22 protein-coding genes and 1 pseudogene are annotated in these 24,010 nt (G+C 69.7%); 10 read left to right on the top strand and 13 right to left on the bottom strand.

The window, feature by feature from the left end; translation table 11 throughout:
- Positions 1 to 19 precede the first annotated feature (19 nt).
- The 6 genes from ACYVOM_RS24135 to ACYVOM_RS24110 form a co-directional block, all read right to left on the bottom strand.
- Positions 20 to 1,729, bottom strand: a complete 1,710-nt coding sequence (locus ACYVOM_RS24135; protein ID WP_460305757.1) for an AMP-binding protein — start codon at positions 1,727 to 1,729, stop codon at positions 20 to 22.
- Positions 1,730 to 1,802: 73 nt separating this feature from the next.
- Positions 1,803 to 2,159 carry a hypothetical protein gene (locus ACYVOM_RS24130; RefSeq protein ID WP_460305756.1) on the bottom strand — a complete coding sequence of 119 codons (357 nt, stop codon included), beginning with the start codon at positions 2,157 to 2,159 and terminating at the stop codon, positions 1,803 to 1,805.
- 2 nt (positions 2,160 to 2,161) lie between these two features.
- Positions 2,162 to 2,875, bottom strand: coding sequence for an ABC transporter ATP-binding protein (locus tag ACYVOM_RS24125; protein WP_460305755.1), 714 nt, complete (start codon positions 2,873 to 2,875; stop codon positions 2,162 to 2,164).
- Positions 2,872 to 3,603 carry an ABC transporter ATP-binding protein gene (locus ACYVOM_RS24120; RefSeq protein ID WP_460305754.1) on the bottom strand — a complete coding sequence of 244 codons (732 nt, stop codon included), beginning with the start codon at positions 3,601 to 3,603 and terminating at the stop codon, positions 2,872 to 2,874. Before ACYVOM_RS24120 ends, ACYVOM_RS24125 begins: the two co-directional genes overlap by 4 nt.
- On the bottom strand, positions 3,590 to 5,845 hold the full coding sequence (locus ACYVOM_RS24115; protein WP_460305753.1) for a branched-chain amino acid ABC transporter permease: 2,256 nt from the start codon (positions 5,843 to 5,845) through the stop codon (positions 3,590 to 3,592). The genes ACYVOM_RS24120 and ACYVOM_RS24115 overlap by 14 nt, the downstream gene beginning before the upstream one ends.
- Positions 5,846 to 5,939: 94 nt before the next feature.
- Positions 5,940 to 7,322 carry an ABC transporter substrate-binding protein gene (locus ACYVOM_RS24110; protein WP_460305752.1) on the bottom strand — a complete coding sequence of 461 codons (1,383 nt, stop codon included), beginning with the start codon at positions 7,320 to 7,322 and terminating at the stop codon, positions 5,940 to 5,942.
- Between the two features lie 187 nt (positions 7,323 to 7,509).
- On the opposite strand from ACYVOM_RS24110, the gene ACYVOM_RS24105 reads away from it, so the two are divergent.
- The 5 genes from ACYVOM_RS24105 to ACYVOM_RS24085 all read left to right on the top strand — a co-directional run bounded on the left by ACYVOM_RS24105 (position 7,510) and on the right by ACYVOM_RS24085 (position 12,391).
- A complete protein-coding gene (locus tag ACYVOM_RS24105; RefSeq protein ID WP_460305751.1) occupies positions 7,510 to 8,265 on the top strand; it encodes an SDR family NAD(P)-dependent oxidoreductase in 756 nt (251 codons plus the stop codon).
- Between the two features lie 581 nt (positions 8,266 to 8,846).
- Positions 8,847 to 11,018 carry a sensor histidine kinase gene (locus ACYVOM_RS24100; protein ID WP_460305750.1) on the top strand — a complete coding sequence of 724 codons (2,172 nt, stop codon included), beginning with the start codon at positions 8,847 to 8,849 and terminating at the stop codon, positions 11,016 to 11,018.
- Entirely contained in the window at positions 11,015 to 11,431 is a 417-nt protein-coding gene (locus tag ACYVOM_RS24095; protein ID WP_460305749.1) for a roadblock/LC7 domain-containing protein, read from the top strand. Before ACYVOM_RS24100 ends, ACYVOM_RS24095 begins: the two co-directional genes overlap by 4 nt.
- Positions 11,432 to 11,433: 2 nt before the next feature.
- Positions 11,434 to 11,808 carry a DUF742 domain-containing protein gene (locus ACYVOM_RS24090; protein WP_460305748.1) on the top strand — a complete coding sequence of 125 codons (375 nt, stop codon included), beginning with the start codon at positions 11,434 to 11,436 and terminating at the stop codon, positions 11,806 to 11,808.
- Positions 11,789 to 12,391, top strand: coding sequence for a GTP-binding protein (locus ACYVOM_RS24085; RefSeq protein ID WP_460305747.1), 603 nt, complete (start codon positions 11,789 to 11,791; stop codon positions 12,389 to 12,391). The genes ACYVOM_RS24090 and ACYVOM_RS24085 overlap by 20 nt, the downstream gene beginning before the upstream one ends.
- Positions 12,392 to 12,397: 6 nt before the next feature.
- On the opposite strand, the gene ACYVOM_RS24080 is transcribed toward ACYVOM_RS24085, so the two are convergent.
- Both ACYVOM_RS24080 and ACYVOM_RS24075 read right to left on the bottom strand, forming a co-directional pair.
- The gene (locus ACYVOM_RS24080; protein ID WP_460305746.1) at positions 12,398 to 12,583 is read right to left on the bottom strand and encodes a substrate-binding domain-containing protein; all 186 of its coding nucleotides are present in this window, start codon (positions 12,581 to 12,583) and stop codon (positions 12,398 to 12,400) included.
- A 203-nt stretch (positions 12,584 to 12,786) separates the two neighbouring features.
- Complete coding sequence (locus ACYVOM_RS24075; RefSeq protein ID WP_460305745.1) at positions 12,787 to 15,666, bottom strand: glycosyl hydrolase; 2,880 nt, start codon at positions 15,664 to 15,666, stop codon at positions 12,787 to 12,789.
- Between the two features lie 1,036 nt (positions 15,667 to 16,702).
- Between ACYVOM_RS24075 and ACYVOM_RS24070 the strand changes: the two genes are divergently transcribed.
- Positions 16,703 to 17,101, top strand: coding sequence for a hypothetical protein (locus ACYVOM_RS24070; protein ID WP_460305744.1), 399 nt, complete (start codon positions 16,703 to 16,705; stop codon positions 17,099 to 17,101).
- Positions 17,102 to 17,127: 26 nt separating this feature from the next.
- Entirely contained in the window at positions 17,128 to 17,460 is a 333-nt protein-coding gene (locus ACYVOM_RS24065; protein ID WP_460305743.1) for a hypothetical protein, read from the top strand.
- 107 nt (positions 17,461 to 17,567) lie between these two features.
- Here ACYVOM_RS24065 and ACYVOM_RS24060 read toward each other — a convergent pair whose 3' ends face one another.
- Positions 17,568 to 18,479: a LysR family transcriptional regulator gene (locus ACYVOM_RS24060; RefSeq protein WP_460305742.1), complete on the bottom strand. Its 912-nt coding sequence runs from the start codon at positions 18,477 to 18,479 to the stop codon at positions 17,568 to 17,570.
- A gap of 73 nt (positions 18,480 to 18,552) precedes the next feature.
- Here ACYVOM_RS24060 and ACYVOM_RS24055 point away from each other — a divergent pair, with 73 nt between their 5' ends.
- A complete protein-coding gene (locus ACYVOM_RS24055; protein ID WP_460305741.1) occupies positions 18,553 to 19,551 on the top strand; it encodes a DMT family transporter in 999 nt (332 codons plus the stop codon).
- Complete coding sequence (locus tag ACYVOM_RS24050) at positions 19,548 to 20,201, top strand: DUF2000 family protein (protein ID WP_460305740.1); 654 nt, start codon at positions 19,548 to 19,550, stop codon at positions 20,199 to 20,201. Before ACYVOM_RS24055 ends, ACYVOM_RS24050 begins: the two co-directional genes overlap by 4 nt.
- Here ACYVOM_RS24050 and ACYVOM_RS24045 read toward each other — a convergent pair.
- Positions 20,198 to 20,812, bottom strand: a complete 615-nt coding sequence (locus ACYVOM_RS24045) for a TetR/AcrR family transcriptional regulator (RefSeq protein ID WP_460305739.1) — start codon at positions 20,810 to 20,812, stop codon at positions 20,198 to 20,200. The two genes, ACYVOM_RS24050 and ACYVOM_RS24045, sit on opposite strands and share 4 nt — an antisense overlap.
- A 70-nt stretch (positions 20,813 to 20,882) precedes the next feature.
- Here ACYVOM_RS24045 and ACYVOM_RS24040 point away from each other — a divergent pair, with 70 nt between their 5' ends.
- Positions 20,883 to 21,692 (top strand): MBL fold metallo-hydrolase, encoded by an 810-nt coding sequence (locus ACYVOM_RS24040; RefSeq protein WP_460305738.1) that lies wholly within the window; start codon positions 20,883 to 20,885, stop codon positions 21,690 to 21,692.
- 570 nt (positions 21,693 to 22,262) lie between these two features.
- Here ACYVOM_RS24040 and ACYVOM_RS24035 read toward each other — a convergent pair.
- The 3 genes and pseudogenes from ACYVOM_RS24035 to ACYVOM_RS24025 all read right to left on the bottom strand — a co-directional run.
- A complete protein-coding gene (locus ACYVOM_RS24035) occupies positions 22,263 to 22,556 on the bottom strand; it encodes a transposase (RefSeq protein ID WP_460305737.1) in 294 nt (97 codons plus the stop codon).
- Between the two features lie 100 nt (positions 22,557 to 22,656).
- Positions 22,657 to 23,760: a SagB/ThcOx family dehydrogenase gene (locus ACYVOM_RS24030; RefSeq protein ID WP_460305736.1), complete on the bottom strand. Its 1,104-nt coding sequence runs from the start codon at positions 23,758 to 23,760 to the stop codon at positions 22,657 to 22,659.
- Positions 23,760 to 24,010 (bottom strand): annotated as a pseudogene (locus ACYVOM_RS24025) (hypothetical protein); the annotation flags it as partial. The gene ACYVOM_RS24030 and the pseudogene ACYVOM_RS24025, both read right to left, overlap by 1 nt.

Here is a 24,010-nt window from a genome sequence, read left to right as displayed (position 1 = left end):
GACCTCCGTGGGAGCCGGTTCACTTGCCTGACGCCGCGGGGAGCAGCGCCGTCCTGCCGTGCTCGGCGAATCCGCTCTCCAGCTGTGCACGCGCCTCACGATCGAGAAGGACGTACTCATGGGTGCGGCCCACCCGCACGTACACCGGGTCGTCGGTGTTCCAAGCGGCTCTGCGCAGGGGCGCCTTGTCGACCTTGCCGCTGCCGGTGAGCGGGAGAGCGGGCGTGACGCGCAGGAACGACGGCCACCATTTGGCGCCCATGTCGGGCTGGCCGGCCAGGAACTCACCGAAGGTCTCCGGCTCGAATGCGTTGCCCGGTGCGGGTTCGATCGTGCACATCACCCGGTCCCCCGTGACGGGGTCGGGCACGGCGAACACAGGTGCCGCGGCCACGTCCGGGTGGCGGAGGATCACCCGTTCCACCTGGGCGGCGGCGAAGTTCTCGGAGTCGACGCGCAGCCAGTCCGAGGACCGTCCGGCGAAGTAGAAGTAGCCCGCCGCGTCCCGGTACGCCAAGTCGCCGGACCAGAAGTCGTCTCCGCGGACGCGGTCGGCCCGCGCGGCCGTATTCTTGTAGTAGCCCTCGAAGGTGTGCGCCGCCCCCATCGCGACCATCTGGCCGACGGCCTCTCCGTTGGTCAGGCGCCCCGTCGCGTCGAACGCGGCTCGCGGACATTCCTCGCCGGTCTCCTCGTTGAGGACACGGACGTCGAGTCCGCCGGCGGGCAGGCCGAGCGAGCCGGGCGGAGTGTCCGAGGTCCGGTTCAGCCGGAAGACGCCCTCGCTCAGCCCGTAGCCTTCCAGCACCCGGCAGCCGAAACGCTCGGAGAAACGTGCGACGTCGGCGTCGGAGGCCTCGGTTCCGAAGGCGAGCCGCAGCGTGCCCGCACGGTCGCGCGGATCCTCGGGGTGGGCCAGAACGTAGGAAAGGGCCCGTCCCACGTAGTTGACATAGGTCGCCTCGAAGCGGTGCACGTCGCTGCTGAACCTGCTGGCGGAGAACTTGCGGACCATCCCCACGGTGGCCCCCGTCGCCATCGCGGGAACCAGGTTCATCATCAGCGAGTTGCCGTGGAAGAGCGGCATGCAGAGGTATGTGGTCGACGCGCGGGTCAGCTCGATCCGGCCGGTGAGCACCGGAGTCAGCCGCGCCAGCCGCCCCTGGCTGAGGATGACCGCCTTCGGCGCACCGGTGGATCCCGAGCTGTACATGAGGGCGAACAGGTCCTCAGGAGCGGGGCGGGCGTCCGGGAGGGGAGAACCCCGGAAGGGACCGAGGACCGCCTGATACTCCTGACGGTCCACATCGTGGACGTGCTCGGCCGGAACCCCGTGGTCCTGGCCGTCGACGAGGTGCCGCAGACGGGCCTCGGTGATGACGAGATCGACGTCGGCATGCCGGATGTCGTGCGCGAGTTCCGTCGCGCTGCGGCTGGAGTTGATGCCGACGAGCACGGCGCCGCTCATCCCGGCCGCCGCCGCCCAGAACACGTAGTCGGGCACGTTGTCCAGCAGCAGACCGACGTGCGGGGGACGGCCCCCGGGGGTCTCGACCGAATCCAGCAGGGCGGCTCTGTCGGCGCCCTCCTGGATGATCTCGGCCCAGGACCAGCGCCGGTCCTCGAAGATGAGGCCGAGTTCGCCGTCTCCGGCTCGGGCGCGCACGATCTCGGCGAACGTGTCGTGCGCGGCCGTGGTCGGCGCCGTCGTGTCTGCGTCAGTGCGCATGGTGGAGTGTTCCCGTTCTCATCGTGGTCGATGCCGGTGCGAACGCTAGGCGCAACGGCGCCGCCGGGCGCGCTCAGTCCTGCTCAGCGGAAAGGGCCGCGCTGATGCGCTCGGCCTGCTCCCGGCCTTCGATGATCTGGCGGAGCAGCCAGAGACGCAGCACGCGCGCGACGGAGGCGGAGACGTAGATGGCCGCGCCCGCGACGGCGGTCACCAGGAACGCGGTCGCCAGGACCTGGCTCGACGCGACATCGCGCAGATCGCTCTGCGAGAGCGATGCGCTGTAGGCGACGAAGGCCCCCACCATCCCGACGGCCAGCAGAAGGCCGCCGAGGACGAGGAGCGGCTTGTCGCCGCGTGACGCGCTGGTCTTGAGCCGGTGTTCCGCGACGGCCTCATGGAACTCTTCGCGGCGGGATTCGGTGAGCATTTTCAGCCTCCCAGGTAGACGGTGGAAAGTTCTTGTTCGATCTCGCCCGGAGCGCCCGTGCAGACGACTCTGCCGCCCGCGAGAAGGACGGCGTGATCGGCGATCGGCAGGACCACCCGGGCGAACTGCTCCGCGACGAGCACGGAGACGCCGCCTGCGGCTAGCCCGGCGACGACCTCGTACATCTCCGACACGATGCGCGGGGCCAGGCCCATGGAGAGCTCGTCCAGCAGCAGCACTGCGGGATCGGTGCCGAGGGCGCGTGCCAGCGCCAGCATCTGCTGCTCGCCGCCCGACATCGACCCCGCGAGCTGGTGGCGCCGCTCCCCCAGTTTCGGAAAGCGCCCGTACGCCACTTCCTCGATCTCCGCCAGAGACGTCTTCTCGCCCGCCGCGATCCACAGGTTCTCCCGGACGGTCAGGTTGGCGAAAACGCCTCTCCCCTCGGGGATCGAGCAGACGCCGAGGCCGGAGGTCTCGGTGGCGGTGATCCCCGTGACGTCCCTGCCCGCGAGCAGGAGGGCGCCCGCCGTGGTCGGGAGCAGGCCGCTCACCACCTTGAGCAGCGTGGTCTTACCCGCACCGTTCGGTCCGAGGAGAGCCACCACGGCTCCCGCCGGGACGGCGAGGTCGACTCCGTGCAGAACCTCGATCTCACCGTAGGCGGCGTGCGCCCCTCGCAGTTCGATCACCGGATCCGCGGTGCCGGCGCTCATGAGCCCTCCTCCGTCCCGATGTAGGCGGCGATGACCTGCGGCGTCGCGCGGACCTCGGCAGGCGTTCCCGAGGCGATGAGCGCGCCGTGATCGAGAACGTGGATGGTCGAGCAGAGCGACATGACCATGGGCAGGTCGTGTTCGACGAGGCAGACCGCCATCCCGTCCTCCGCGAGGTTCCGCGCGAGTTCGGCGAAACGCTCGCTCTCCCGCTCCGTCTGTCCTGAAGCCGGCTCGTCGAGCAGCAGAAGCTTGGGATGGGTCATGAGCGCTCTCGCCACCTCGACGACGCGCGCCCGGCCCGTCGGGATGGCCGAGACGTCCTTGTCGGCGATGTCGGTGAGGCCGGCCAGCGCGAGAATCCGGTCCGTCTCCGCCGCCACGTCGAACCGGCGCCGGGTGTTCGCACGGACGATGTCCCCGGCGACCCTGACGTTGTCCCGGACGCTGAGCGACAGGAACAACTCGAGGCGCTGGAAGGTACGCGCCATGCCCATCCGGGCCCGCCGGCCGGACCCGAGCCTCGTGATGTCCTCACCGTCGAAGACGACCTTGCCCGTGCGTACGGGCTGCATGCCCGTGATGCAGTTGAACAGGGTCGTCTTCCCTGCCCCGTTGGGGCCGATGAGCCCGGTCACCGCACCCGCTTCGATGCTGATGCCGACGCTCTCCAACGCCGTCTTCCCACCGAACCTGACAGTCACGCCCTGGGTCTCAAGCACGCCCATGGGTCACCTCCTTCACCATGGAGACGGCGCTGGGGGCCGCACTCTCACGCAGCATTTCCGCGATGCCCAGCCGATCGTCGATCCGGTGCACGACGCCGGGAGTGAGGGGCTCGTCCACACCGACCAGTTCCGGCGGTGTCTCCCGCGCCTGCTGCGGGCTGCGGGCGCCCAGGCTCGGAAGCCCGAACCAGAGCACCGCGCTGAGCACGATGAATGCCGCGGTGCTGAGCACGCCCCACCAGGCGAGCGCGTAGAGCACGACCTGGGCCGCCAGGCCGCCGTACCTGAGGTACGGCGCCGAAGCGAGCTTCCGATGGGCGGTGAACAGGTCGTGCAGGAAGCCGCTCGGGCTTCTCGCGACGCCGATGCCGGCGACTGCCGCGCTCACCAGGACGAGGTGCGAAACGACTCCGAGGGAGTCGGCGAACTCGGGATGGGCGGTCGCCGCACCGCCGAGCATCGCGGTGACCGCGGTGAGACCCGCGCCGGCGACCAGGCCCGCGAACAGGGCGCCGCTGACGTAGCCGATCCCCCCGACCACTCCCAGCATCACCAGGGACAGGCTGATCGTGAACACGAAATGCTCTTTCGTGACCGAGGTGAGCGCCATCGCCATCAGGATCCCGCCGAGCCCGGCGATCGCGGTCGAACAGGCGAAGACCGACAGCTTCAGCCAGAGGAGCCGCTGGCCGAGCATGGCCGAGGCCGCAGGACTGTCCTTCATCGCGGTGAGGCGGCGGCCGTAGCCGCTGTTGCGGATCGCCACCAGGCCGACGCCCAGCCCGGCGAAGACCACTGCGGAGAAGAGCAGGAACACGTCGTCGTCAGCCAGGTCGACCGGACCGACCGTGAGCCTCGGGAAGAGGAGGTTGCCGTTGGGAAAGAGGGCGAAGGTCTTACCGAAGACGGTGTGCTCCTGGATGTCCCGCAGGACCATCGTGGAGACGAGCACTCCGAAGGCGAGCGTCGCCAGCGCCAGGTACAGGCCGCGCAGCCGCAACGCCGGTATCGCCACCAGTGCTCCGGTCACGACCGCCGCCACGACTCCGGCGGCGAGGCCGCCGATGCTCAGGCGGGCGTCCAGGCCCTGTCCTTCGATCCCCACGTGGAACGCCGCGATCGTCGCGATGGCGGCGAACGCCAACGGCGCCAGGTTCACCTCGCCGGCATAACCGGTGAGCAGCGTCTGGGCCAGCGCTATGACGGCGAAGGCTATGCCGAGGGTGAGCACGCCGACCGACGAGTCGTCGATGATCTGGCGGAAGGCCAGGACCAGGATCACGAAGGCCGCTCCCCAGAGCGCCGCGCGGCGAACGGTGGGCGGCTCGGCACGTTCTCGGGCTCGGGTCGCGGTTCCGCGCAGCCGCTCGTGCCGGAACATGAGCAGGACGGCGAAAAGAATGATCATGGCGAGTGCCTGGCGCAGGTTGCCCACCCAGGGCCACTCGGTCGGCGCGTAGCCGACGAGGTAGCTGTTCAGCAGGCCGAGCACGATCGCGCCGAGGAAGGTGAGCGGGATGCTCTTCAGCCTTCCGAAGAGCGCCGCCGCGAACGCGTCGATGACCAGCAGGGTGAGCGCGTTGGCCTCCAGCGGACCGCCGACGACCGGGGTGATCAGCACTCCCGCGAGCACGGCGAGCGTCGAGCCGAGCATCCAGGCGGCGGCCGACACCCGATCCGGGTCGTGACCCGCCAGGCGCAGGAGATCCGGATCGTCGACGGTGGCCCGCATGAGGACGCCGAGGCGGGTCCGGACGAACAGCGTGCGCAGGGCGACGGCCAGGACCAGGGCTATGACGAGGCAGATCACCTCGTGGTATCGGAGCACCACACCGAAGACCGAGACGGTCCGGTCGACGCCGAAGAACATCTCGGGCACCCGCGGTTCTTCGGGGTCCCAGATCCACTGCGCGAAGGCGACGAGGCCGAGCATGATCGCGATCGTCACCACGATCCTGGTGATCTGCTCGGTGTCGCGCAGTCCCCGCATGATCAGGGCGTGCTGGAGCCGGCCCATGCCCGGGCCCAGCACGCCGAGGACCAGCAGGAGTGCCACGCCGGCGGGCAGGTCCCAGGTGACGTCGAGCTGGTAGTAGGTGAAGGCGCCGATCATGGCCTGGGCGCCGTGGGCGAAGTTGAACACGCCCGAGGTGTTGTAGGTGAGCACCAGGCCTGAGGCGGCGATGGCGTACACCGCACCGAGCACCAGGCCCAGGGCTGTGTAGGTGAGGAACGTGGTCACGGTCCCATCCCGATTCTCGCCCTGTGCCCGCGGTGTCCACCGCGGGCACGGGCCGTGTTCGCCGGGGCCCGGTCCAGGGCCGACGGCTGGATCACTACTTGAGGAAGGCCGTCGAGAGACGGTCGGAGTTGAGCGTCACGCCCGAGAGCTTCGGGTCGAGTTCGACGAGCTTGCTCTCGTCGCAGTCGAACTCGCCGGCCGTCTCGGGGTACACCTGCTTCCACGCACCGCCGTTGAGCTGGACCACGAGCGCGCAGTGGCTGGGCAGGTTGGCACCCGGATCGCTCGGTGCGTGCAGACCGCCGCCCGTCCACTCGTGCACCTCGGAGAGGCCCTTGAGGACGCACTCGCGGGTCAAGTCGTCACCGCACCCCTTCGCGGCGGTCGCCCAGAGAAGGAACGCGGAGGTGGCGGACATGCCCAGCGTCGCGGTCTTTCCTCCGTCGGCGTGGACGAGGTCCAGATACTGCTTGACGGCGGGGACCTTGGCCGCGTTCTCGAACGGCTGGAAGTACAGCGCGGTGACCAGCCCGTCGCCCGCGCCGGACTTGCCGTTCCACTGGGCTGCGGCCTCGCCGTACCACTGGGCCTCGGCGACCTTCGGCGCGGCATAGGAGACACGGCCGAACGCCTCGAACAAGCCCATCTGGCTCGGGATCGGTCCGTTGCTCGTCCAGACCGCCGAAGCGCCGCAGTCCTTGAGCTTCTGCGCGAACGGCACGTAGTTCGCCTCGCCGTTCTGGCTGATCGTGATGCCGCAGTCCTTCACCGTCACGCCCAGTTCGCCGAGGGCGCTGGCGGTCTTGGCGCTCGCGGCCTTGATCGGAGGCGAGTCCGAAAGGACCATCGCGGGGCTCTTCCCGAACTCCGGGACGAGCTTCAGCACGGCCGCCAGGCCCGCCGCATTGAACCGGTCGACCGGGAACGGCATCGGCTCGACCTTGGCGGGGCCCATGTTCGCGTTCGGCCCGACCGTGTACGACGGGACCGTGGCCAGGTCGCAGCCGACCCGGACCGGTTCGGCCGCCTCGTCGTAGGCGAAGCCCTGCCCGACGAGCATGAAGTCGGACGCGCACGCCTTCTGCATCACGGACGCGGCGTTCGTCAGCGCCGCGTCGTAACGCGTGCCGACGATCGTGCGCCCGAGGATGCCGCCCTGCTCGTTGCACCACTTCACCATCGCGTCGACGGCGTCGCCGTTCTCCTCGCCCAGGCCGGGCGCTGCGGCGAAGCCCCGATCGTCGCCGTAGCCGATCCGGATCTCGGTGGCGGTGACCCCCTGCCCGGTGGCCGTCTTCGCCTCGCCCGGACCGCACGGTGATGCCAGCTCACCGAAGGTGGCCGCCGCTCCCGCGGCCGGGTCACCGGTGCCTTCGCCGGTCACCGCCTCACCTGAGCGACCGCCTCCGCACCCCGCGGCCAGGACGACCAAGGCGAACGCCGCCCCCGCCGTCTTCACTGCACTGCCGTGTCTCATGACGCGCTCCTTCGCTCCGCACTGCGTCGCCATGACTGTGATGTGACGGCTGACACAGGAACGGAGCCGGTCCCATTCAGTGGGACCGGCCCCTGCGGTCCCGGGCAGTGGGATCGCCGGGGACACGACACCTCAGCCCCGGGTAGACAGCTCAACGTTCCTGGCCGATTCAGTGGAGGAGAACCACGTGCAAGTCGCCGACACGGCAGCCCTCGTCACCGGGGGCGCCTCGGGGATGGGGGCGGCGACGGCAGCCGCCCTGGCGAGACGCGGAGCGCGCGTCTTCGCCGTCGACCTGCCCGATGCGATGGCCGAAGCCCCGCAGGTCGACGGCGTTCGCTACGTCGCGGCCGACGTCACCGAGCCTGCGCAGGTTCGCGCCGCCGTTTCGGCCGCGGCCGCCGCCGGGCCCCTGCGCACGGTGGTCAACTGCGCCGGGATCGCGCCCTCGGCGCGGATCCTCGGCAGGACCGGTGGCCACGACCTCGACCTGTACCGGAAGACCATCGAGGTCAACCTCATCGGGACCTTCACGGTCCTCGCGCTCTCCGCGGAGGAGATCTCCCGCACCGAGGCTCTGGAGCACGGCCAGCGGGGCGTCATCATCAACACGGCGAGCATCGCCGCCTACGAGGGCCAGATCGGCCAAGCCGCGTACGCCTCCTCGAAGAGCGGCATCGTCGGCCTCACGCTTCCCGCCGCCCGCGACCTCGGCTCCCACGGCATCCGTGTCTGTGCGATCGCCCCGGGCATCGTCGAGACGCCTCTGCTGACCACCCTCTCACCCTCCTATCTCGACGCGCTCGCCTCGTCCGTCCCCTTCCCCCACCGGCTCGCCCGGCCCGACGAGTTCGCCTCGCTGGTGATGGCGATCGTCGACCACGACTACCTCAACGCCGAGGTCATCCGCATGGACGGAGCTCTCCGCATGGCCCCCCGCTGACTCACGGCCGGCAGGCGAGGAGCCGGCGGACCGCCACCGTGCCTACGGCGCGCCCATCGGTCACCTGAATCGCTACGGCAGGACCCCGGCGTTCGACGTTCGGGGTCTGCCGTTCGTACCCCTTGCGGCTGTGCCGCACCGGTCTTTTATCGACCTGAGACACAATGCATTCCACTGAAAAGCGAGGCCACTCCCGATCAACGGGAGAGCAGGGGGAAAGAGCACGAGAATCAGCCCATTCAAGCCATTACCAGGTCTGCCAGAATCGGAGCGACCACACTCGCCCGTCACCCTTCCCACTCAGCGGGATCAGCTCTTGACCTGCGCGAACCAGACCATGCAGGGCTTGCAAAGCATGGAATTCTCCGCACCCGACCTCACCGTGGATGGCCAATTCACACTCCTACCGAAACGCTCGTGACGATAGGTTGACCACCACTCGCACCTGTTCGCTAGTGTCCCCATCACGCCCGGGCACTCAGGCGGCGAAAACCAGATCGACAGCGATAGGTGCGATGAGAAAACGTCAACGAACGATCGGCAGAAAGATTCTCGTTCTGCTTTTGATCCCCCTGGTCTCCTTGACGGCCCTCTGGGGTTTCATCACCAGCATCACCGTCGGAGACACCCTCAGCTACCTGCGGCTGCACAACCTGCAAAGCGAACTCGCCACGCCCATCGGCCTCGCCGCCATCTCGGTCGAGAACGAACGCCTGGCCACGCTCCCGGCGCTCGGGACGGGCCAGACCGGCGGCGCCGCTCTCACCGAGCGGCGCACGGCGACCGACCAGGCGGTCGAGATCGCCAGGTCTGCGGCCTCATCGGCCGATCTGCGCGAATCGGTCACCGGAAACGGAACGCTCGCACGTGTCGACAAGGCCGTCTCCTACCTTGGCCGCCTCGCCGCCGTACGTGCCGCGGTCGATGCGGGCACGTCAGATGTCCTCCAGGCCTTCAACGAGTACAACTCGATCTACGACGGCGTCATGGCCGGGTCGGAGGCCCTGATCGATTCCGCGGCCCCGGCCGTGCGGCATCAGATCATGGCGGTCACGACGCTGATGCGGTCGGGAGAGATGCTTTCCCGACAGCAGGCCCTCGTCGCCGCCGCGGACCCGCAGACGGGCCTCACCGCTCCCGCCCGAACCGCGTTCACCACCAGCGCCGGGGCGCAGCTCTACCTCCTCGACATCGCGATTCCCCAGCTCGATCGTGGAAGTGCGGCGTGGACCTCGCTCCGGGAGTCACCCGCGTTCGTCAAGCTCCGCTCCCTTCAGGCCAAGGCCGTCAAGAGCCCGTCGGGACGCCCGTTGCCCTTCGATGCGGCGGTCTGGCAGTCGACCGTGCAGGAGATCAGCACCACTTCGACCAGCGAACTCACCCGCATGGGCACCGATCTGACCGCCCGAGGAGAGGACGCGTACCGCTCCTCGCTGGTGAAGCTGCTAGCGGCGAGCGGCCTGGGACTCCTCGCGGTCATCGCGTCGCTGTTCATGGTCTCCCGTCTCGGACGCCGGCTCACCCGAGAACTCACGGACCTGACGGCCGGCGCCATGAGGCTGGCGCAACAGCACCTGCCCGCGGTCCTGGACCGGCTGAGGCGGGGCGAGGAGGTCGACGCCGCGGCGGAGCTCACCCCCATCGCGACCGGCTCGACGGTCGAGATCGGTCAGGTCGGCCAGGCCTTCACCTCCGTACAGCACGCGGCGGTCGCCGCGGCGGTCGCGGAGGCCGAGCTCCGCAAGGGGATCAGCTCTGTCTTCCTCAACCTGGCCTGGCGCAACCAGACGCTGCTCCACCGCCAGCTGACGCTTCTCGACACGATGGAGCAGCAGACCAAGGATCCGGACGCACTGGACGACCTGTTCAAACTCGACCACCTCACCACCCGGATGCGGCGCCATGCCGAAAGCCTCATCATCCTGTCCGGAACCACCCCCGGACGGACCTGGCGCCACCCCGTCCCGCTGATCGATGTTCTTCGCGCCTCCGCCTCGGAGGTCGAGGACTACACCCGGGTCAAGGTCACCACGTCCACCACGGCGGCCCTCACCGGAGCGGCGGTCACCGACGTCATCCACCTCGTCGCCGAACTGATCGAGAACGCGGCCACGTTCTCACCACCGAGCACCGAGGTACGCGTCCGCGGCGAACTCGTCGGCAAGGGCTTCGCGATCGAGATCGAGGACCGCGGCATCGGCGTCGACGACGCCCATCTCGCGCAGCTGAACGCCAAACTGGCCGACCTTCCCGAATTCGACCTCTCCGAGAGCAACCAGCTGGGCCTGTTCGTCGTGGCCCGGCTCGCGGCGCGGCACGGAATCAAGGTCACGCTCTCCGCCTCGACGTACGGCGGTGTCATCGCCGTCGTCATCCTTCCCAAAGACCTCGTCGCCGAGAGCGAGGATCAGGCTGACGCTCCGGCACGCCGACCCGAGCCCGCCCTCCCGCAGCAGGGCCGCCACCGCACCGCCACCGTGACGGCCCTCGCGGCGGTGCCCGCTACTCCGCGGCAGGAGAGCTCCGCTCCGTCACCGCGACCGGCACCGCAAGGAGGCAGGCCCGCGCTCCCGCGCCGGGTCCCCCGATCAGAACCGCTCACGGGAGTCGAACACCCCGATCAGGCGGCCCGACGCGACCGGCGTCCGGACAGATCTCCAGAGGAGGCCGAGAAGCTCATGAGCTCGCTCCAGAACAGCTGGCGCCGCGCCCGTGACATCGATACGGACGACACCTTGAAGGACGGGCAATGAACGCCAACACCGCAGGTTCCCAGATCGACTGGCTCCTCGACGACCTCGTCACGCGGGTCGCCCACGTGCAGCACGCCATCGTCCTGTCCCGCGACGGTCTCCCTGTCGGTTCGTCTCGCGGGCTCGGCAGGGACAACAGCGAGCGGCTCTCCGCTCTCGCGGCAGGGCTCCAGAGCCTCGCCCGCGGGGTGGGCGAACAGTTCGACGGCGGCAGGGTTCGCCAGGCCGTCGTCGAACTCGACGACCTCTTCCTCTTCGTCACGGCGAGCGGTGAAGGCACCTGCCTGGCCGTCGTCGCCACCGCGGACGCCGAGATCGGCCTGATCGCCTACCAGATGGCGACGCTGGTTCAGAAGGTCGGTCGCCACCTCGCCGCACGGCAACGATCCGACGCGCTGGAAGCGAGACCGTAGCGATGGAAGATCGCCGCGAACGATGGGCTGACGACGCGGCAGGCCCCGTTGTCCGGCCGTACGCGATGACCCGCGGCCGGACACGGCCGACGGGCCGGACCTTCGACCTTGCGAGCATCGTCATGGCGGTGGGCATGCCCGCGAGGAGCTCGGCCGACTTCGATCCCGAGCATCTGGCCGCCTGGGATCTGTGCCGCATGCCTGCGGCCGTCGCCGACATCGCCTCCGAGATGGGCCTTCCCCTGCCGGTCGTGCGAGTTCTTCTCGCCGACCTCCTCGATGCCGGATTCCTTCGGGTCAGTGCATCCGGCCCCACCTCATACCCCCCGACGGAACGCATCTTCAGGGAGATCCTCGATGGACTCAGAGCGCTTTGATCCCGAGGATCTGCCGACCTCGATCAAGATCCTCGTCGCCGGTGGATTCGGTGCGGGCAAGACCACCCTCGTCGGGACCATCAGCGAGATCCGTCCGCTGCGCACCGAAGAGACGATGACCGAACGCAGCGTGGGCGTCGACAGCGTCGCCGGCATCGAAGGCAAAACGACGACGACCGTGGCGATGGACTTCGGACGCATCACCTTCTCGTCCAAGATGGTCCTCTACCTGTTCGGCACCCCGGGCCAGGACCGTTTCGGCTTCATGTGGGACGACCTGGCCTACGGTGCCCTGGGCGCCGTGGTCCTCGCCGACACCCGACGCCTCACGGACTGCTTCCCGGCCATCGACTACTTCGAGCAGCGCCGCACGCCCTTCCTCATCGCCGTCAACGTCTTCGACGACGCCGCCGACTACACCTCGGAGGAGATCAGCGACGCCCTCGGTCTCTCGCCCGGCATCCCCATGGTCTTGTGCGATGTACGGCGGCGTTCCTCGGCCCGGGACGTCCTCGTCGCCCTCGTCGAGCACGCTTACTCCGCCGCTTGGGGCAAGAATCGAACCGCCGCCCGTCCCAGGTGACGCGGGTCAGGAACCGGGGGCCGCTGTGGACTCGCGAGGAATCACCGACAGGCCCAGGACCGGGACCGCCTCAGGCCTTTCACGGTCCTCCAGTTCGGACAGGATGAGCGCCGCCAGATACCGGCCGGTCTCCGCGCTGTCGGAACGCACACTCGACAGCGAAGGCACGCTCCCAGACGGCGCCTTCCTCATGGGCACGACGACCGGGACGGCTTCCCGAACGATCACTACCGCGTCGCCGCCCGCAGCCGCACCACCCCGACAGCACCAACGGCGACACCGGCTTTCGCATCATCACCGGAACGGCCCAAGCCCCCGCTCGGCGGCGCTTCGCCCGGAGGAGCGCTGACGGTGCCCGGCTCCGGTTCTGGACCCGGAGCCGGGCGGTACCGTCGTCAACTCCCGACAGGCACCTGGCGGTACGGACTGAGCACGACGGGCCCGATCAAGCCGTACGGCTGGCGGGGCCTGCCCGCCTGGGCGGGAAAGCCGTCGGTGACCCGGAGCCGGTTGCGCAGCGTGGTGGCGACGCGCACGGTGATCGTGTTGGTGCCGGCCCTGAGGTGGCCGGCGAGGTCGATCCGCCTGCTCACCTGATCCGCCGGCAGCACCTGCCCGTTGACCGTGACCTCGAAGGTGTCGGTGACCTGGCCCAGGTCGAGGTAGGCGCCTTCGGCGCGGCCGAGCCGGACGGTGGTGGTGTAGGTACCGACGCCCGACACGTCCTGGAGCTGCGGAATGTCCGCCCACGACTTCAGGCCGTCGACATCGAGCGAGTGACGGGTGATCTCGCGCTGCCCATCCGCGCCGCGATGCCAGTCGTCGACCATCAGAGTCCAGTCGTCCAGCCGCTGGGGCGCGGGTACCTCGGGCACCGCGACCCGGGTCGTCCTGCCGTCGGCCAGGGTCACGGAGTAGATGCCCGCCGTGCTCGCGCGCAGGTGCGGGACGCCGTCGCGCACGGCGATCTCACCTCCTGAGGCGGAGGTGACGTGGCGATCGCTTCCGGCGCCCAGGGCGATGACGGCGGAGCCTCCTGGTGCGAGGACGACCGGTACGCGGACACGTCCGGATTCGGTCGCGTACCGGCCGATCGCGGTGATCCGTCCGGTCCAGGCGTCCAGCGCATAGGGCCGGCCGCCTCCTTCCAGGGAGATCTGGGTGGAGACCTCCGTGGCCGTGGGGTTGTTCAGGTAGTACAGCTCGCCCTTGGGCAGGGCGCGGCGCACGGTCGCCAGACCGCCGGCGTTCTCGGCCGCCGCGCGGACACCCAGCTCCTCGAGCACCGCGGGCAGGCGATCCGGGTCGTCGGTCCGGCGGACGGACGGTTGGCCGAGAATCTGCTCGACCAGGTCGGCGAGCTCTCCGTCCTGCTGTCCGGAAGGGTCGGAGCCGGGCGTCCTGGTCGGCGGGTCTCCGACGACGACGATGGGCAGCCCCTCCCTGGCATGCCGCAGGAGCCTCTGCGCGGTCTTGAGCGGCAGGGTCGGCTGGCGGTCGAGGATCAACGCCCGGTACGCCGGACCCTCGGGAGCCAATCGACGGTCCCGCACCTGGGTCCCGTCCAATTGATCGGGACCCGTGAAATCGTAGGTGAACGCCGCGGCTCCCTCGGGAACCCGCACCTTCTTGCCGTACTCCTGCCGGTAGACGGCCAGATCGACCGAAGGGCGGCCCTTGCGCAGCACGTACTGCATGCGCGACGTCCAGCCGGTGATCTCGTCGGTGTCCTCCCAGGTGGGCTGGCGCGGCCCCCATGCCTCGGAGAAGCCGTTACCGCCCTGGGCGGTGAACGGGGAGAAGCCCGGCCAGGGGGCTCCGAGCGCCTGTTCGGTGGAGAAGCCGTGATAGACGATCTGGTTGACACCGTTCGCGAAGGCCGTGTTGAAGTGCCGAAGCATCTGAGGCCAGGTCTGCGCGTAGGCGTTGTCGTAGGAGGCGCAGCACTCCAGGGAGTAGACCTTCCGGTCCGACAGGTGCACCGCTCCGTCGGAGATCCATCGGGACGGTTCGTCGTCGTAGTCCGCGGTCATGCCGAGCGATTCGGTCTCGGGCACGTCCAGCGCGGCCTGGACGGTCGGTGTGTCGATGGTCGTGCCGTAGGGCTGGGCGCGGAACCGCAGACCCCGCGCGTGGGCCCAGTCCTGGAGCGGTCGCACATGGGCGTCGACGTAGAGGTCGGTCAGGGTGCGGTAGTAGTCGTCGCGGACACGGGTTCCGCTGCCGTCGTCGAACTCGAAGGCGGGCGCCGCATCGGGGGTCACGGACGTGTACTGGCGGTGGATCCCGTCGATGAAGAGCGCCGGGAGGTTCTCGCGAAGGGAGTACCCGCGCAGCGCGCGGAAGCGGTCGAGCAGGTCCCCGGTCCAGTGCTGGTTCGAGTCGAGTTCCAGTGAGTCCTCGAACAGGTCGCCGCCGTTCTGCTTCAGCAGTCCGCGCAGCTCCGGGGTCAGCACGTGGGAGTCCAGGTACCCGGTTGCGGCGCGGGCGCCGGCGGCGCTGAAGTGGTCGACCACATAGGCGGGTCGACCGGAGACGGCTTGCCCGGCCACCGTCGTCTGGCCGGTGCCACGCTGCCAGAACCCCAGCAGCAGCCACTGCGCTCCGGTCGGGGCCTTCCAGGACACGGTGCCTTCGCGTACGGACGCCGTGAGATCGACCAGCGTGTCCTTGCGCAGCCGCACCGGTGCGTTCGCAGTGCAGCTCGCGACGCACTGGATCGCCTGCACGGCGACCAGCTTCTGCTCCGTGACGCCCGGACGTGCGCCGGGCGCGGCGGGCACCGGGCCGGTGTAGGCGGCACCGCCCGCCACGGCGGTCTGTCCGTAGGCGATCTCCTGTGCCGCCTGCGGGCTGTCAGGTGTGAGCCCCGGAACGACGAGGGGCCAGGAGGGGCCGACCGTCAGGTCGATCTCGACTCCGTGCGCGCGGCCCGCCGCGACGACCTGCTCCAGCCGCTCGGAGAGGACGGGGCTGCCCCAGCCGTACTGCGCGGGGTCGGTGCTGAACATGCAGACGATCTCCGCGGTGCCGAAGCCGCGGTCCGCGATCTGCTTCACTTCGGCCTCGATCGCCTCCGGGCTGATCTGGCCGCAAGGCCACCAGTACCGGATCTTCGGCCGTGCGTCGAAGGGAGGGGCGGCGAAGTCACGTGCGAAAGAGGTGCCGAACGGGGTCGAGGGAGCTTCCGCAGCGGCGGGCACCGTGACGAGGGACAGGGCAAGCGTCAGCGCGAAGGCGCCGCCGACCAGCCGTCCACGGGGCGACGGGAACATGTGGCTCCTGATGGGGTGGTTGAGCCGAAGGTTTCTTAAAACGTTTTAACAACGCCTCTTCCCGCGACCTTAGATGTGACACAGCGCACACGTCAACCCAAAGCTAAGTACTATTCGGTTTTCAAGGAACGGAACCGACCTCTCCCGCCCTGACGGACCGATCGGAGCCTCGCCCGCCCCACGGTGGGTCTGTTTAGCGAACGGCTCTGGTTCGCTTTCGGTGGTAGCGGAGCGTAACCCTACGGAGGACTGACCAAGCAGCCCAGCGGGCGCTCGACTTGCTCGCTTCGTCCGGTCCGGGACCTCCGCCCGGTAGCCCAACCGCAGGCATTTCGCCCGGAGTTCGCCCCGTCGTCCGACCTCACGTTCGGTCACCACCGAAAGTGAGTCAGAGCCCTTCGCAGAACAGTCCCTGGTGTGAGGCCGGGGAGCTCGGTCTTGTCTTCGATGGCCCTGGAGATGGCCTTGGAGATGTCTCTCCCGACCCGGTGGAGTCGGCTGATCTGTTCCCGATAGGCCCGATGATGAGTGATCTTGGTACTTTGCCGGGCGATGTAGAGGGCGGTTGCGCAGGCCTGCGGTTCGGCTGGAGGGGCGGCGAAGGGGGAGTTGCGGCCGTAGCGCTGCCGGCTCAGGGAGTTTCCGCGGCGGATGCGAGCATAGCGTCGGGCGACTTCCTCGTGGAGGGCTCGGGTCATGGAGGGGTGGGGGCAGTGGCCTTGGGCTTCGGGCCAGGTCAGCAGGGTGTAGGCGGCGATGTTGCCGAGGGTGCGCAGGCCGGTGGCGGTGCTGGTTTCAGGGGTTTCGCCAGTGCCGATGATCTAGAAGAGTTCTTGCTTGAGGTCAGCAGGACGGCTAGCTCACGGAGTGACACGGATGGTACCGGAGCTGCGGTGAGGTCGGCGTCGCAGTGAGCGGTGGGGTGTCGGGGGCGTCTGACGCGGGGCAGGGGATGGCGGCAGCGGGTCGGATGGGGGCGCCGGTCGCTCCCGTTGGCCGGCAGGTGGTGACCGTTGGTGTTGATGGTGAGGAATCCGTGCTGGGGGCCGACGACCTCGCCATCGATGACGGCGCTGTCCTCCTCCGCCTCGGCGACCCGCCGACCCCCGTCCCCGAACCGTTCGCGGCGCTCCTCCTCGACTACGTCGCGGCCAGACCGAACACCCTCACCGCCACCAACCCCGACAGCCGCTGGCTCTTCCCCGGCCGCCGCGCCGGACAGCCTCTACACCCCGCGACCATCAGCGGCCGCCTCGGCTCCCACGGCCTCCACCGCACCAACGCCCGCGCCGCCACCCTCCGCCAACTCGTCCTCCAAGCCCCCGCCCCCGTCATCGCCGGGATGCTCGGATTCCACAACGAGACCACCCACCGCCACGCTGCGGCCGCCGGCACCCCCTGGAGCCGCTACGCCCCCGGCGACCATGAGGGCTGAAAGGAGTTAGGTGGGATCCTGGCCAGATGCGATGGATGCGCGACCACTGGGCGGACGACAACCTCTGGCGCTACTTCGAACTCGATGACGAAGGATTCATTCAGCGCCAAGTCGAGCTGGAAGGCCCCGATCGCGAGGCGAACACCGCATGCTCGATGGACGAGTGGGAGGCTGCCCTCCGCGACGGCTCCAGCGACCAGTACTACGAGACCTACGGCATGGTCGACGAATGGAGCTTCACCCGCGGAGACCACGAGGATCCGCAGCCCTCCGACAAGGAGGAGTTCGAGAGCGTCTGGCAGCAGGCACGCCGTGCATGCGAAGCCGGATCCCGCTCCCGCCCAGACCAGGATCAATGACAGAGAGTGATGGTCGAGAAAGAACACCGATCACTCGATCACCGGGCCCTACCATTACTGCACCCCTTCGTCGAGTCCCGGGGCCTGATCGACCCGGAGGTGTTGTCTCAGCCGCTGGTCGTGGGGAGGCGGTCGAGGACGTTGCGGATCGCGGGGTGCTGTGCGGTTCCCGAGCGGTACAGGGCGTGGATGCTGCGGTGCACGGGGACGCGCAGGGGGTGGACGCTGAGGTCCGGGCCGTGCGGTGGCAGGGCCATGTGCGGGATGAGGGCGACGCCCGCGCCGCGGCGGGCCAGGGCGGACAGGACGGCGAAGTCGCCGGCCACGGCTGTGGCCTTGGGTGCGAAGCCGGCGGCTCCGCATGCGCGCTGGGTCATCTCGTGGCAGGCCGTGCGGGTGTCGGGGAGCAGCCAGAGGGCGTCGGCGAAGTCGCGCAGGTCCGCCGCGCCGCCTGGGGAGAGGTGGTGCCTGGCGGCGTCCGCCGAGTGCATGACGAGGTGGACCGGTTCGTCGAAGAGGGCGCGTTGTTCGCAGCCGGGCGGCAGGGGGCGCGGGAGCAGGCTGTAGGAGTGGGTGATGGCGATGTCGGCCTGGCGTTGCAGGAGCGCGGCTTCGGCGGCGGGGGGCTCGTGTTCGGTGAGGTGCAGGACGGGGTCCCGGGGGTCCGGTGCGGTGCCGGGGGCCGGCCACAGGCCGACGACGAGGGTGCGGGCGGCGGAGGGGAACGCCGCGATGCGGACGGTGCCGTGTCCGCCTCCGCGCAGGGCCGCCAGGTCCGACTCCGCCGCGGCGAGGCTGCCGAGGACGATCCGCGCGTGGTCGACGAGGCGCTGTCCGGCGGTGGTGAGGTGCAGGGTCCGTCCCCGCTTCTCCAGGATCTGCAGGCCGGCTTCCCGTTCCAGCGCGGCCAGCTGCTGGGAGACGGCCGGTCCGGTGAGGTGGAGGGCCTCGGCGGTGGCCGCGACGGTTCCCTGGGCGGCGAACTCGGCCAGCACGCGGAGGCGGCGAACATCCAACACAAAAGATCCAATTAAGGTTAGGGGAAGAAAAGATAACTAGACCTAATGGATTCTACCCGGCAAGCTCGGTGGGGTGAAGTTCGACAAGACCCTGCTCGCCCTGGCCGCCACCGTGCTGCTGTGGGCCTCCGCCTTCCCCGCGATCCGGGTGGCCCTGGACGGTCTCGGGCCGGCCCAGTTGTCCCTCCTGCGTCTCGCCGTGGCTTCCGCCGCCCTGGCGGCCGTCGCCCCCGTGCTGGGAGTGAGACGTCCCGCCCGCGCGGACCTGTGGCGTATCGCCGTGATCGGCGTGACCGGGATGAGCGCCTACCAGCTGCTCCTGAACTGGGGCGAGGTCCATGTGCCCGCCGGTACCGCCAGCCTGATCGTGGCCGCCGTCCCCGCGATGAGCGCCCTGCTGGCCGTGTGCTTCGCCGGGGAGCGGCTCACCCGGGCCAAGGCCGGAGGATCACTGGTCGCGCTCACCGGCGCGGTGCTCATCGCGGTGTCCGGCAAGGAGCACGGGTACACCGCGGCAGCCTGGGCCGTCCTCGGCGCGGCCCTCTGCCAGGCCGTCTACCACCTCACGATCAAGCCCCTGCTCCGGCGTCACACGGGGCTGGAGGTCGCCGCCTACGGCACCTGGGCCGGCACGGCCCTGCTCGTCCCGCTCGCCCCCAGTACCTTCCGGGCCCTTCTCGACGCCCCGGCCGGATCGGCCGCCGCCGCCTTCTACCTCGGCCTTCTGCCCTCGGCCGCGGGCTTCGTCGCCTGGGGGTACGCCGTCGCACGGCTCAGCATCACCACCGCCACCGCGGCCCTCTACCTCGTTCCCGTCGCCACACTGGGCATCTCCTACCTCTGGCTCGGCGAACACCCCCGGCCGGCAGCGGTCATCGGCGGACTCGTCATCATCGCCGGTCTCTTCCTCCTCAACAAGCGCCCCCACGCGACCGCTCCTGAACTCCCTGCCCCGCCCGGCCTCCCGGGACATCAGGTCGAAGCAGCCCGCCTCCGGCAGACCGAGAGCCGCTCGCCCCTGACAGAGCCGTCGCCGAGGCCGGCCGCGGCGGCGAGTCAGGGCCGAACGTGACGACGGCGGCGAAGCCCGATAGAGCAGCAGATGAAGATCGGCTAGATCAAGCTGAGGAACGTGCGCACGGCATCGAGGAACCCCAGTCAGTGGACCAGCCTTACGACTACCGGGCCGACAAGGCGGTAGTGGTGCTCGCCTCGACGTTGAGCGCCGGGGTGGCGCTCAACGTCACCGGCCATCTGTGCGCCTCGCTCGGCGCACACGCCGACCGGGACCTGATGGGCCGTCGTTGGCTCGTGGACGCCGACGGGGTGCGGCACGCGGGACGGCCGGTGCGGCGGGCCTGCTGCGTGCGGGCAGGAGCGTGGCGGCCGCGCGGAAGGCCGTGGTGCTGCCGCGGCCGGCCCGACCGCCCCGCCGCTGTGCGTGACCTGTGCGTGAAGGGTTGCGCCCTCGTGCTCGCCACTCCAGCCGACGATCTCTGGCATGGGGACGTGGAAGAGGGGCTCGGACGGCGGTCGGCTCCACCCCGAAGGCACTGCCCCCGCCACCATCAACGCCACGCACGGCAACTGTGCCGCGAATCCGGCGTATCCCGCCCCACTGTGGATCCTGATGTCCGCTGGGCCTCCCGGCACCTCGTTTGCGTCTCCGAGTGCATCCGGTCCGCGGCCGTCGCGGGCCGGATGGCCGCGGCAGGTCGCTAGCGGGGGGTGGTCGGGAGGGGCGCGGTGAGGATCTTCTCGATCGCGAGGCGTCCTCTGCGGGTGCCGTCTTCCGCGTCCCCTATGCCGATGGCGCGGGCGGTGGCCAGGGCGGCGCCGCCGAGTTCGAAGAGGATCTGGTCCAGGTCGGCGTCGTCGGGCAGGTCTCCGCCGTCCCGTGCGGTCTCCAGCTCGCCGCGCAGGTAGGACGTCCAGGCGTCCAGGGCGGACAGGACGGTGTCGCGGACGGGTCCGGGGCGGGCGTCGAACTCGGCGGCGGCGTCCGACAGCAGGCATCCGGCGCTGTCGTGGGCCATGTGGGCGAACCACTCGGTGTGGGCGGCCAGCACCCGCGGCAGGCCCGGGGATGCGGCGGCGGCCCGTACTGGGACCCGCCGCCGGAACCGGTCGACGGCTTCCTGCAGCACGGCGATCTGCAACGCCTCCTTGGTGCCGAAATGGCCGATGACGCCCGCCTTGCTCATGCCCAGGTCGGCGGCGAGTGTGCCGATCGTGACTCCTTCCAGGCCGCGGTCGGCGGCCGCCCGCAGGGCGTGGTCGAGGATCCGGGCGCGGGTGGCGACGGTTTCGGCGGCGGACTTGCGCGGGCTCATGAGTTCAGCTTAACCTAACGATCGTTCGCCAATTACGTACGATCGTTCGTTATCTAAAGGGGTGTTCGTCATGAAGATCCATCACCTGAACTGCGGGTCGATGCGCGAGATCACCTCCGACCGGGGCACCCTGCCTGCGGTCTGCCACTGCCTGCTGCTGGAGACCGACTCCGACGGGCTGATCCTGGTCGAGACCGGCCTCGGCACCGACGATGTCGCCCGCCCGGACGAGACGCTCAGCCAGGAGTTCCTCGGACGGGCCCAGCCGGTCCTGAACCCGGCCGAGACCGCGCTGAGCAGGGTCGAGGCGCTGGGGTTCGAGGCCCGCGACGTCCGCGAGATCGTCCTGACCCATCTGGACCTGGACCACACCGGGGGCCTGCCCGACTTCCCCGAGGCCCGCGTCCACGTCGCCGAAGCCGAACTGCGGGCGGCGTTCCAGCCGGGTCCCGGCCACCCTGAGGACCGGATCCGCTACCGGCACGCGCACTGGGCCCACCGTCCCCGCTGGGTTCCCGCGCCCGAGCTGCGGGGTGAGTCCTGGTTCGGGTTCGACGCCGTCCGTCCCCTGGACGGGGTGTCGGCCGAGGTGTTCTTGGTGCCGCTCGGCGGCCACACCCGGGGCCACAGCGCGGTGGCCGTCAACGCCGGAGACCGCTGGATCCTGCACTGCGGCGACGCCTACTACTTCCACGGCACCCTGGATCCCGACCAGCCCCACGGCCACCCCGGCATGGACCTGCTGGAACAGGCTACCGAGGTCGACCGCCCGCTGCGCATGGCCAACCAGGCCCGGCTGCGCGAACTGGCCCGCCTGCACTCCGGCGACGTCACCCTGATCAGCGCCCACGACCCCTGGGAACTCGACGCCCTCGCCTGAGCAGGGCGGGCACCGGAGACCGGGTTGCGAGCGACGGCGGGCAGGGCACCCGCGCCCGCACCGCCCAGACGGGTGAGGGTGGCGAAGCGGACGGCCTCGGCCCAGTGTCCTGGACGGAGTGAGCTTGCGCCGTTGGGGCGCGACCAACGGGCTCTCACCCGGCAGCCTTGTGCTCGAGGGTTCTCCCGGTTCCGCCCTTTCAGCACCTCTGCGCCCACGGCCCCGTCGCCTAAGGACGACGCGGCCGAGGGCGCCGCCCGGGAGCGACACCCGACAGACACGCCGAGAGCTACGGCCAAGTCAACCTATCCTCCGCCACCCCAAACCGAGCATGAACAGGCCGCGGCGCTTTTCAAGGCCGGCGAGTACGGGATGTCGGCGACCGCGATCCGCAAGCGAATCGGCATGGATGCGGCGGATCTGCTTGAGCAGATCGGCATTCTCCTGACAGCGCCTGGAAGCGGGCCGGTCCGAGCCAGTCGTGATATCCGGAACGAGAGACCTCCAGCACACGGCAGGCCACCGCAGCCGGAACACCCTGATCGGAAAGCTCACGCACCGGCCCGTACGCTATTTCGGGAGAACGTTCTCCCGCACGAAGTACGCCGCCGCACGCTTGAGGATCTCGTTCTCCAATTCCAACTGCTTGTTCTTGCGCCGAAGACACGTCAGCTCACGCTTCTCCTCGCTCGTCAAACGACCGTCCCGGCCGCCTTTCGCATCCACATCCGCCTGCGACACCCAATTCCGCAGGCACGACTCGCTGATCCCCAGCTCCTTCGCCAACTCGGGCACAGGCTTATCGCCGAGACGAGCCAACGCAACGGCGCCCTCACGGAACTCGGTCGGGCGCGGTCCGGGCACGAAGCTCCCCCTCCAGCTGACACAAGGTCAACTACTGTAGCCGTCCGTAACCACGGGGGAAGCTCAGGGCACGTTCTTTGGAACCTTCAGGGTGGTCGGCTCATGTCAGTGGTGTGCGGCGGAAGGCGTCAAGCCCGGCGGGCGTGGGGCTGTGTTCTGGGTCGGATTGTGGGTGTCCGGCGCCCAGTACGTACACGGGGGTACGGGAGGTGTTGTCCAGGCCGAGTCGTTCGACGACCGCGGCGTCATGGAAGGCACCGGTCTGGAATGGGCCCAGGCCGAGGGCAGTGGCGGTCAGGGCGAAGGTCTGCCCCAGGTGCCCGGCGCCCAAGAGGCTGACGCGGTACGAGCGCGGGGAGCGGTACTTGACGCGCATGCGCTCGATCACCGCGACGAGGACGACCAGGAAGGCTGCCCCGCCGAAGTGGTCCTGCCCGGCGCACATGGCGACGGCCTCCTGGCGGGTGAAGCCCTCACTGAGCAGTTCCAGGCTGTGCTCGAGGCTGTTGTAGTGGTACATACCGGCGGGGATTCCGGTGACGTTGGCGATGGCCAGGTAGGGGTCGAGTTCCTGGCGGGCACCGCCGGCCGGGCTGGTGCGGCGGGTCACCGCGCCGAGCTCGGCGGAGTCGAGGTAGTCGACCGGGGCGAAGCAGATTTGGAGCAGGGCGGCCAGGGTCGGCAAGGCGACGGGGGTCTCGGTGAAGTCGCGGTGGGTGCGGCGGCGGTAGAGGACCTCACCGAGCGGTGCCGTTAGGGCGGCGGGGTAACGTGGCAGCAAGATGCGATCGGCGTTGGGGTAGGTGGTGAACAGAGCCGGGAGCTTCTCGATCTCCGGTGGTTCCTGGGAGGCCAGGCTTTCGGCGGTGTGGGTGTCCTGAGTGGCGTAGTGGAAGAAGGTCGCCTCCGGTTCCCAGGATCGCCACTGGTGGGCGATGCGGTCGTCACGGTCGGCTTCGGCGCTGTGCTCCTCCAGCAGGAGCCCGTTTTCCCGTAGGGCGGCGACGGCCTGCGCGACGGTCGTGCCGTCCAGGTGTTCCAAGGGGGCGCCGACCTGCTCGATGCTGGTCCATTCATCGAACACGGAAAGGATCTCGGCGCCGACCGCGGGCAGCGTGACGGCGAGGGCACCGGGGTAGGGGTGGGCGACGAACGCGCCTTCGTGCCAGTAACAGACCAGGCAGCGGCGACGGCGAAGACGCATTAGGAGCCTCCCGGAAACGGCCCGTCGGCCTTCGCGATGGCCTCGAGCTGGTCCGGGAGTCTCTCCGGGCGTCGCAGAGGCCGGACGACGAAGGCGTTCGGCGGGGTGGCGGGCCGCCGGCCGCGCTCGCTCGTGCCCGGCAGCGGCGGAGTCGCGAGGATCGCGGCGGGTGCGGGTGACGGTGTGGGGTCGGGTGGTGGTGGGGTGAGGTGGGGGAAGAGGTGGGTGGTGGCGGCGGGTAGGTCGAGGT

The sequence above is a fragment of the Actinocorallia aurea genome, assembly GCF_054783995.1.
Note: the sequence above shows the minus strand (reverse complement) of the source record. Positions and strands in the feature narration are given on the sequence as shown.